This window comes from Kitasatospora sp. NPDC101801 (assembly GCF_044766665.1).
Taxonomy (GTDB): Bacteria; Actinomycetota; Actinomycetes; order Streptomycetales; family Streptomycetaceae; genus Kitasatospora.
The window spans coordinates 158,440-167,236 of the sequence record NZ_JBIWML010000009.1 but is presented as its reverse complement, the minus strand read 5'-3'; the positions used below and the strand labels follow the sequence as shown (position 1 = coordinate 167,236).

Annotated in this window: 6 protein-coding genes; all 6 read left to right on the top strand. The window is 73.2% G+C overall.

Annotation, left to right across the window (positions count from 1 at the left end):
- Positions 1–27: 27 nt before the first annotated feature.
- The 6 genes from ACIRPK_RS14425 to ACIRPK_RS14400 all read left to right on the top strand — a co-directional run bounded on the left by ACIRPK_RS14425 (position 28) and on the right by ACIRPK_RS14400 (position 8,797).
- Positions 28–3,975, top strand: a complete 3,948-nt coding sequence (locus ACIRPK_RS14425) for an amino acid adenylation domain-containing protein (protein WP_403037749.1) — start codon at positions 28–30, stop codon at positions 3,973–3,975.
- 80 nt (positions 3,976–4,055) lie between these two features.
- A complete protein-coding gene (locus ACIRPK_RS14420; protein ID WP_403037747.1) occupies positions 4,056–5,351 on the top strand; it encodes an MFS transporter in 1,296 nt (431 codons plus the stop codon).
- A 35-nt stretch (positions 5,352–5,386) separates the two neighbouring features.
- Complete coding sequence (locus ACIRPK_RS14415) at positions 5,387–5,575, top strand: MbtH family protein (protein ID WP_403037856.1); 189 nt, start codon at positions 5,387–5,389, stop codon at positions 5,573–5,575.
- Positions 5,576–5,604: 29 nt separating this feature from the next.
- Positions 5,605–6,651, top strand: coding sequence for a MupA/Atu3671 family FMN-dependent luciferase-like monooxygenase (locus ACIRPK_RS14410; RefSeq protein WP_403037744.1), 1,047 nt, complete (start codon positions 5,605–5,607; stop codon positions 6,649–6,651).
- On the top strand, positions 6,648–7,163 hold the full coding sequence (locus tag ACIRPK_RS14405) for a flavin reductase family protein (protein WP_403037741.1): 516 nt from the start codon (positions 6,648–6,650) through the stop codon (positions 7,161–7,163). Before ACIRPK_RS14410 ends, ACIRPK_RS14405 begins: the two co-directional genes overlap by 4 nt.
- Positions 7,160–8,797 (top strand): ABC transporter substrate-binding protein, encoded by a 1,638-nt coding sequence (locus ACIRPK_RS14400; protein ID WP_403037738.1) that lies wholly within the window; start codon positions 7,160–7,162, stop codon positions 8,795–8,797. The genes ACIRPK_RS14405 and ACIRPK_RS14400 overlap by 4 nt, the downstream gene beginning before the upstream one ends.

The window sequence follows — 8,797 nt, the reverse complement described above, 5'->3', positions numbered from 1 at the left end:
CCCCGACCGTCCCTGGAAAGGACCGCCATGACCCTCGGCGACATCGTCGACGCCTACCCGCTGACCAGGCTCCAGTCCGGCATGCTCTACCACAGCCTGGTGGACCGGGACACGCCCACCTACCACGACATCTCCGCCATCCGGCTGGCCGGCCGCTTCGACCGGGCCGCGCTGGACGAGGTGTTCGCCGGGGTGATCGCGCGCTCCGACATGCTGCGCAGCTCGATCGACCTGACCAACTTCAGCGAGCCGATGCAGCTGGTGCACTCGGCCGTGCCGACCCCGCTGACCGTCGAGGACCTGCGCGGCCTGCCCGCCGAGGACCAGCGGCGGCGGGCCGCCGAGTGGACCGCCGCCGAGAAGGCCACCGCCTTCGACCTGGCCGTCGCCCCGCTGCTCAGGCTGCACGTCCTGGTCTTCGCCGACGACGACTTCCAGCTCAACCTGAGCTTCCACCACGCGATCCTGGACGGCTGGAGCCTGTCCCTGGTGACCTCGCAGCTGCTCACCGGCTACGACGCCCGGCTGGCCGGGCGAGCGACCGAACTCGAAGCAGGGGGCGTCTCCGCCCCGGCCACCCGGTTCCGCGACTACCTCGCCCTGGAGCAGCAGGCGCTGGCCGGCCAGGAGGCCAGGGACTTCTGGGCCCGCACGCTCTCCGACACCGAGTTCACCGGCCTGCCCCGGTACCCCGACCAGGGCCTGGCCGCCGAGCGCACCGCCCAGGTGTACGAGGTACCGCTGCCGGCCGACCTGACCGCCGGGCTGCGCGCGGTGGCCGCCCGGGCCAAGGTGCCGGTGAAGTCGGTGATGTTCGCCGCGCACGCCCGGGTGCTGGCACTGCTCTCCGGCTCCACCCGGGTGGTGACCGGGCGGGTCAGCAACGGCCGCCCGGAGACCGCCGACGGCGACCAGGTGGTCGGCCTCTTCCTCAACACCCTGCCGCTGGTGGCCGAGGTGGCCGGGGTCAGCTGGATCGAGCTGGCGCAGCAGATCCACCGTCAGGAGAGCGAGGCGCTCGCGCACCGCCGGTACCCGATGGCGCAGCTGCTGCAGGACCTGCGGCGCCCCGAGCTGTTCGAGGTCGTGGTGGACCACCGCAGCTTCCGCAGCTACGACATGACGCTGGAGCAGATCGCCGTCACCGGCGGCGAGTTCTTCGAGCAGACCAACTTCCCGTTCACCGCCAACTTCGGCACCGACCCGGCCACCGGCGAGGTCCGGCTGCGGTTCAACTACGACCGGGCCGAGTTCTCCGCCGGGCGGATCACCGAGATCGGCGGCTACTACGCCGCCGCGCTGGCCGCCCTGGTGGCCGAGCCCACCGCCCCGGCCCAGGCCGCCGGGCTGCTCGCGGACGAGCAGCTGACCCGGCTGGTGAGCGGCTGGAACGACACCACGACGCCGCGCACCCCGGGTCGGACCCTGCCCGAGCTGCTCGCCCGGCGCGCCGCCGAGCGCCCGGACGCGGTCGCGCTGCGCTCCGGCGACACCGTGCTGACCTTCGCCGAGCTGCACGCCCGGTCGAACCGGCTGGCCTGGCGGCTGCGTGAACTCGGGGTCGGCCCCGACGTCCTGGTCGGCGTGCACCTGGCCCGCTCGGCCGACCTGATCGTCAGCCTGCTGGCGGTGCTCAAGGCGGGCGGCGCGTACGTACCGCTCGACCCCGGGTACCCGTCCGAGCGGCTGGAGTTCATGCTCGCCGACGCCGAGGTGCCGGTGCTGCTCACCGACCCGGGGCTGGTCGGCGAGCTCGACCCGGCCGGCGCCCGGGTGCTCGCGGTGGACGCGGCCGCCACGGCCGGGTACCCGGAGCACGAGCCGCCCTTGGCGGTCACGCCGGACCACCTGGCCTACGTCATCTACACCTCGGGCTCCACCGGCCGCCCCAAGGGCGTGCAGATCCCGCACGGCGCCCTGCTCAACCTGCTGCAGTCCTTCGAGCGGGACCTGGAGATCACCGACCGGGACCGGCTGCTGGCGGTCACCTCGCTCTCCTTCGACATCGCGGGCCTGGAGGTGTACCTGCCGCTGCTGGTCGGTGCCGAACTGATCCTGGCCCCCGACATCGCGGTGGACGGTCCCCGGCTGCGCGACTTCCTGGAGACCAGCGGCGCCACCGTCATGCAGGCCACGCCGTCGAGTTGGCGGCTGCTGGTGGAGGCCGGGCTGCGGGCCGACCCGGCGCTGCGGGTGATCTCCGGCGGCGAGGCGCTGCCGGACGACCTGGCGGCCGAGCTGACCGCGCGGTTCCCGGTGGTCCACAACGCCTACGGCCCGACCGAGACCACCATCTGGTCCTGCCTCCAGCGGGTGCTGCCCGGTGCGCCGGTCACCCTGGGCGGCCCGATCGCCAACACCCGGGTGCACGTGCTGGACCAGACCTTCGGCCTGGTGCCCGAGGGCGTCCCGGGTGACCTCTGGATCGCGGGTGACGGGCTGGCCCGCGGCTACCTCGGCCGGGCCGACCTGACCGCCGACCGCTTCCTGCCCGACCCGTTCGCCGGCACGCCCGGCGCCCGGATGTACCGCACCGGCGACGTGGTGCGCCGACTGCCCTCCGGTGAACTGGAGTTCCTCGGCCGCTCGGACCACCAGGTCAAGGTCCGCGGCTTCCGGATCGAGCTGGGCGAGATCGAGTCGGTGCTGGCCCGGCACCCCGGCGTCGGCCGGGTGGTGGTGGTCGCCCGGGAGGACCGGCCCGGTGACAAGCGGCTGGCCGCGTACCTGACCCCGGTGGGCGACGCGCCGGCCACCGCCGCGCTGCGGGCCGCCGTCGCCGCCGAGCTGCCGGACTACATGGTGCCGAGCGCCTTCGTGGTGCTGGACGCCTTCCCGCTCACCCCGAACGGCAAGATCGACCGCAACCAGCTGCCCGCACCGGGCCGCGAGGAGTCCGCCGCCGGGGCCTTCGTCGAGCCGCGCACCGCGACCGAGCGGGCGCTCGCCGAGATCTGGTCCGACGTGCTCGGCGTGGAGCGGATCGGGGTCACCGACGCCTTCCTGGAGCTCGGCGGCAACTCGATCTCCGCACTGCGGGTCATCATGCGGCTGCCGGACATCACCGAGGTCGAGCTGCCGGTGGCGGCCCTGTTCGAGGGCGGCACCATCGAGCGGATCGCCCGGATCATCGACGGCGAGCAGGAGGTCGTCAACAGCGTGGTGGTCGCGCTGCGCTCGACCGGCTCCAAGCCGCCGATCTTCTTCGTCCACCCGCTGGGCGGCAGCGTGTTCAGCTACGCCGAGCTGGTCGAGGCGCTCGACCCGGAGCAGCCGTTCTACGCCGTGCAGGCCCCCGAGTACGCGGGTCCGGACGTGCCCAGGCCGGACACCATGGAGGGCATCGCGGCGCTCTACCTCTCCGAGCTGAGGGCGATCCAGCCCGAGGGCCCGTACCACCTGGGCGGCTGGTGCATGGGCGGGATGATCTCGTACGAGATGGCCCGTCAGCTCCAGGCCGGCGGCGAGGAGGCGGCGATGCTCACCATCGTCAGCGCGAGCATCGACGACCCGGTGCCGCCGCGGTACGTGACCTCGGAGTCGGCCGCGATCCTCGGTGCGTTCGGCCACAAGCTGCCGACCACCGAGGCGGTGCTGGAGGCGATGGACGAGGACGCCCGGCTCCGGTACGTCATCCAGCTCACCCACGGCACCGACGACGAGCGGGCCGACGCCGCCACCGTGGACGACCTGCGCCGGCTGGTCCGGCTCTACCAGCGGCACGCCCGGGCCCTGATCACCTACCGCGACACCCCGCGCGAGCCGTTCCGCGGCGACGCGCTGCTGATCCGCGCCGAGACCGAGCTGTTCACCGGCTGGGACTTCGGCTGGAAGGAGCGGGTGGACGGCCGCCTGCTCATCGACGAGTCGCCCGGCAACCACTTCTCGATGCTGGAGCAGCCCAACGTCCCGAAGGTCGCGGCCCGGATCGAGGCCGCCGCGGCGGGACGGCCGAGCGGCGTCGTCGCCGAGTAGCACCGCGCCCTCCGGCCGGCCGCGAGCAGTGCGGCCGGCCGGCCCTCCTCCCTCTTCCGCCCAACCCCCAGGAGCACCCGATGCCCACCACCACCGAGACCCCACCGGAACAGGCGCGGGACGCCCGTCCGAGCGTCTGGCGCAACGCCGACTTCACCAAGCTTTGGATCGGCCAGACGGCCTCGCAGTTCGCGGCCCAGATCAGCGACTTCGCCCTGCCACTGGCGGCGGTGCTGGCGCTGTCCGCCAGCTCGGCCGAGGTCGGCCTGCTCGCCTCGGTGATCCGGCTGCCCTACCTGCTGGTCTCGCTGTTCGCGGGTGTCCTGGTGGACCGGATGTGCCGACGCAACCTGATGGCCGCCGCGGACCTCGGCCGGGCCCTCGTGCTCGGCGCCGTCCCGCTGCTGTACTGGATGCACCAGCTGGGGATCAGCTGGCTGTACCTGCTGGGCTTCCTGGCCGGCTGCTGCACGGTGCTGTTCGACGTCGCCGCGCAGGCCTACCTGCCCCGGCTGGTCGACCGGGAGGACCTCGCCGCCGGCAACTCGGCGCTCGGGACCAGCCAGTCGGCCGCGACCATCGGCGGCCCGGCGCTGGCCGGTGTGCTGGTGCAGTGGCTGACCGCACCGGTCGCGGTGCTCGCCGCCTCGGTCTCCTACCTGGTCTCGGTGCTGAACATCTGGCTGATCAAGCAGCGGGAGCCGGCCGCCGAACCGTCCGGCGCCACCGGTGCGGCCGGGACGCTGCGTCAGGTCCGGGAGGGGCTCTCGGTGGTGTTCCGCAACGAGCCGCTGCGGACCACCACGATCATGGCCTCGATCTTCAACGTCTCGTTCACCGGCTTCGAGGTCGTCTTCGTCCAGTTCATGCCGCACACCCTGGGCCTGTCGGCGGGTCAGATCGGCCTGGTGATGGCCGCGCTCGGCCCCGGCTTCCTGGTCGGCGCGATGTTCGCGGGCCGGTTGCCGAAGAAGCTCGGCTACGGCCGCACCATGCTGATCACGGCGAGCGTGGCCAACCTGGTGATGCCGGCGATCGCCCTGGTGCACGGTGGCGGGGCGCTCGCCGTCGGCACCCTGATGGTGGTCAACTTCCTGTTCGCCTCCTTCGGGGTGGCCAACAACGTGACGATGCTGACGATCCGTCAGTCCATCACCCCCGACAGCCTGCAGGGCCGGGTCGCCGCCACCAACCGCTTCGTGGCGATGGGTGTCGCCCCGCTGGGCGCCCTGCTGGGCGGCGTGCTCGGCTCCGCCGTGGGCCTGCGCGGCGCCGTCCTGATCACCACCCTCGGGTTCGGCCTCGCGCTGATCCCCCTGGTCACCTCCTCGATGGTGCGGATCAAGCACCAGCTCCCGGACCCGATCTCCGCATGACCGTCCCCTCCTCCGTCGAAAGGCAGTACCACCCCATGTCCGAGCAGGAGTACCAGCCCGTGCACACCGTCGTCGTCAACGCCGAGGAGCAGTACTCGGTCTGGCCGGTCGTCACCCCCGTACCCGCCGGCTGGCGCGAGACCGGCCACCGGGGCACCCGCGCCGAGTGCCTGGCCCACATCGAGACCGTCTGGACCGACCTGCGTCCGCTCAGCGTCCGCTGACGGCCCGCGCGACCCCACCGAGGCTTCCCATGGATTTCAGTCTGTTCTACTTCGCCGACGGGGCGATCGGCGGCCCGCGCGGCCGGTACGACCTGCTGTTGGACGGTGCCAGGTTCGCTGACACCCACGGCTTCGCCGCGGTGTGGACGCCCGAGCGGCACTTCCACGAGTTCGGCGGGCTCTACCCCAACCCCGCGGTCACCGCGGCGGCCGTCGCCGCCGTGACCGAGCGGATCGGCGTCCGGGCCGGCAGCGTGGTCGCCCCGCTGCACCACCCGGTGCGGATCGCCGAGGAGTGGTCCGTGGTGGACAACCTCTCGAACGGCCGGGCCGGGGTCTCGCTGGCCTCCGGCTGGAACGCGGTGGACTTCGCGCTCCGTCCCGAGGGCTACGCCGACCGCAAGGACGCCGTGCTGGAGACGGTCCGGACCGTCCGCTCGCTGTGGCGCGGCGAACCGCTCGCCGTCACCGACGGCGCGGGCAAGCCCGCCGAGGTCAAGGTCTTCCCGCCGCCGGTCCAGGCGGAGCTGCCGATCTGGGTGACCAGCGCCGGCGGTCCGCAGACCTTCCAGGCGGCCGGCCAGGCCGGCGCGGGTGTCCTGACCCACCTGCTGGGCCAGGACTTCGACCAGCTCGCCGAGAAGATCGCGCTCTACCGCAAGGCGCTGGCCGACCGTCCGGACCACGACGGGTGGCCCGGCCACGTCGCGCTGATGCTGCACACCTACCTCGGCGAGGACGCCGACCAGGTCAGGGAGACCGTCCGCGAGCCCTTCACCGCGTACCTGAAGAGCTCGTTCCGGCTGATCGCCCGGTCGGCGACCAGCATCCTGCAGGGCTTCGACGTGGACAAGCTCCGCGAGTCGGACATCGACTTCCTGGTCCGCCGTTCCTTCGACACCTACTACAGCTCCAGCGGGCTGTTCGGCACGCCGGCGCAGGCGGCCGCGGTGGTGGAGCGGGCCAAGGCGGCCGGGGTGGACGAGCTCGCCTGCCTGATCGACTTCGGCATCCCGGACCGGACGGTGCTCACCGGCCTGGAGACGCTGGACGAACTGCGGCGGTCCGTCCAGTGACCGGCACCGACACCCAGCTCTTCCGGCAGGTGGCCGGCCGCTTCGCCACCGGGGTCACCGTGGTGACCACCCGGGCGGCCGACGGCCCGTTCGGCATGACGGCCAACTCCTTCGCCACGGTCTCCCTCGACCCCCGGCTGGTGCTGGTCTGCATCGGCGAGCGGGCCCGGATCCGCGAGCACCTGCTCGACACCGGCAGCTTCGCGGTGACCGTGCTCAGCTCCGGTCAGCAGGCCACCGCCCGCCGGTTCGCCGACCCCTCCCGGCCGAGCGGCACCGCCGCCTTCGCCGACGACGCCTGGGCGCCGGGACCGGTCACCGGGAACCCGGTACTGCTGGACGGCGCCGGCTGGTTCGACTGCGCCGTCCGGGACATCCACCCGGCTGGTGACCACTCGATCGTGGTGGGCGAGGTACGCGCCCTCAGTCCGCTCCCGGCCGAGCAGCCACTGATCTTCGCCGGCGGCGGGTTCCTGACCGCCACCCGTCCCACCCTGGAGGTACCCGCATGACTCCCCCCGCCACGGGCGACGTGATCGCCCTGGACCCGGCAGCCTCGCGCGGCCCGGCCCCGGCCCAGCCCGGCGCCCGCCAGGGCGGCACCCTGCACATCCTGCGCGACGGCGCGTACGACCACCTCGACCCGCAGCGCAGCTACACGCTCCAGTCGCTGGCCATCGGCCACCTGCTGTTCCGCACCCTGACGATGTTCCGCGAGGACGGCGCCGGTGGCCGGGTGCTGGTCGGCGACCTCGCCGAGACGCCCGGCCGGGACCTCGACGGTGACGGCCGCCGGTGGGAGTTCACCCTCCGACGGGGCGTCAGGTTCGAGGACGGCCGCGAGGTCACCGCCGCGGACGTAGCCCACGGCATCGCCCGCTCCTTCGCGCCGGAGATCTCCGACGGCCCCACCCACCTGCGGAACTGGCTCGGCGAGAACGGCGGTTACCGCGGCCCGTACCAGGACGGCCCGGACGTCCCCGGCCTCGAACTGACGGGCAGTCACGGCCTGGTGCTGCGCTTCCGCGACCCGCACCCCGACCTGCCGTTCGCCGTCTCCCAGCCGACCACCGCTCCGGTCCCCGCCGACGCCGACACCGGGGCCGACTACGGCCACGCACCGGTCGCCAGCGGCCCGTACCGGATCGCGGAGCACGTCCCCGGCAGGCGGCTCACCCTGGTCCGCAACCCGTACTGGGACGCCGCCACCGACCCCGTCCGGCACGACCACCCGGACCGGGTGGAGATCGAGATGGGCGTCGAGCACGGCGAGCAGAACCGGCGCACCCGGGCCGACCGGGGCATCGACGCGTACGCCGTGGCGGAGAACAACGCGCCCGAGTCGGTGGCCGCCGAGCTGATCGCCGACCCCACGCTGGCCGGCCGGCTGCGCCGCGACGCCACCCCGCTGGTCTGGTACCTGGCGGTCAACACCGCCCGGGTCACCGACCTCGACGTCCGCCGCGCCATCGCCCACGCCGTGGACCGCAGCGGCATCCGGCAGAACATGCTGGGCGAGGCCCAGGGCAGGCTGGTCCACACCCTGCTGCCCGCCGCCACCATCGGCCACCGCGACTACCCCGACCCGTACCCCGCCGGCGAGCACGGTGACCCCCGGGCCGCCGCCGAGCTGCTCGCCGGGCGGAGCCCCGAGCTGCGCATCCTCTGCCGCAGCGGCGACTACTTCATGGCCGGTGGCCGGGCGCTGGCCGAGAGCCTGGACCGGGCCGGTTTCCGCACCGAGCTGGTCGAGATCGACCGCCCCTCGCACAACGCCACGCTCAAGACCCAGGGCCACCCGTACGACCTCTACCTGATGTGCATGGCCGCCGACTGGCCCGGCGCGTCCACCCTGCTCGGCATGTTCGACGGCCGCACCATCGGCCCCACCGGCAACGACAACTTCGTCTACCTGGACGACCCCGGGGTCAACTCCGAGATCGAGCGGATCGGCCGACTGCCCGCCGCCGAGGCGGCGGCCGAGTGGGCCGCGCTGGACGAGCACCTGCTGCGCGACCACGTGCCGATGGTGGCCCTCTTCTCGTACCTGCACGTGGCCCTCAGCGGGTCCAAGGTGGGCGGGGTCTTCACCTCCTCCTTCCTCGGCACGCCGGTCTACTACAACGCCTACGTCGAGGAGGTCTGA

Bases quoted from the DNA above. Each gene is read 5' to 3' on its own strand.
- ACIRPK_RS14415 (WP_403037856.1), top strand. From the start codon at position 5,387: ATGTCCGAGCAGGAGTACCAGCCCGTGCACACCGTCGTCGTCAACGCC.
- ACIRPK_RS14420 (WP_403037747.1), top strand. From the start codon at position 4,056: ATGCCCACCACCACCGAGACCCCACCGGAACAGGCGCGGGACGCCCGT.
- ACIRPK_RS14410 (WP_403037744.1), top strand. From the start codon at position 5,605: ATGGATTTCAGTCTGTTCTACTTCGCCGACGGGGCGATCGGCGGCCCG.
- ACIRPK_RS14400 (WP_403037738.1), top strand. From the start codon at position 7,160: ATGACTCCCCCCGCCACGGGCGACGTGATCGCCCTGGACCCGGCAGCC.
- ACIRPK_RS14425 (WP_403037749.1), top strand. From the start codon at position 28: ATGACCCTCGGCGACATCGTCGACGCCTACCCGCTGACCAGGCTCCAG.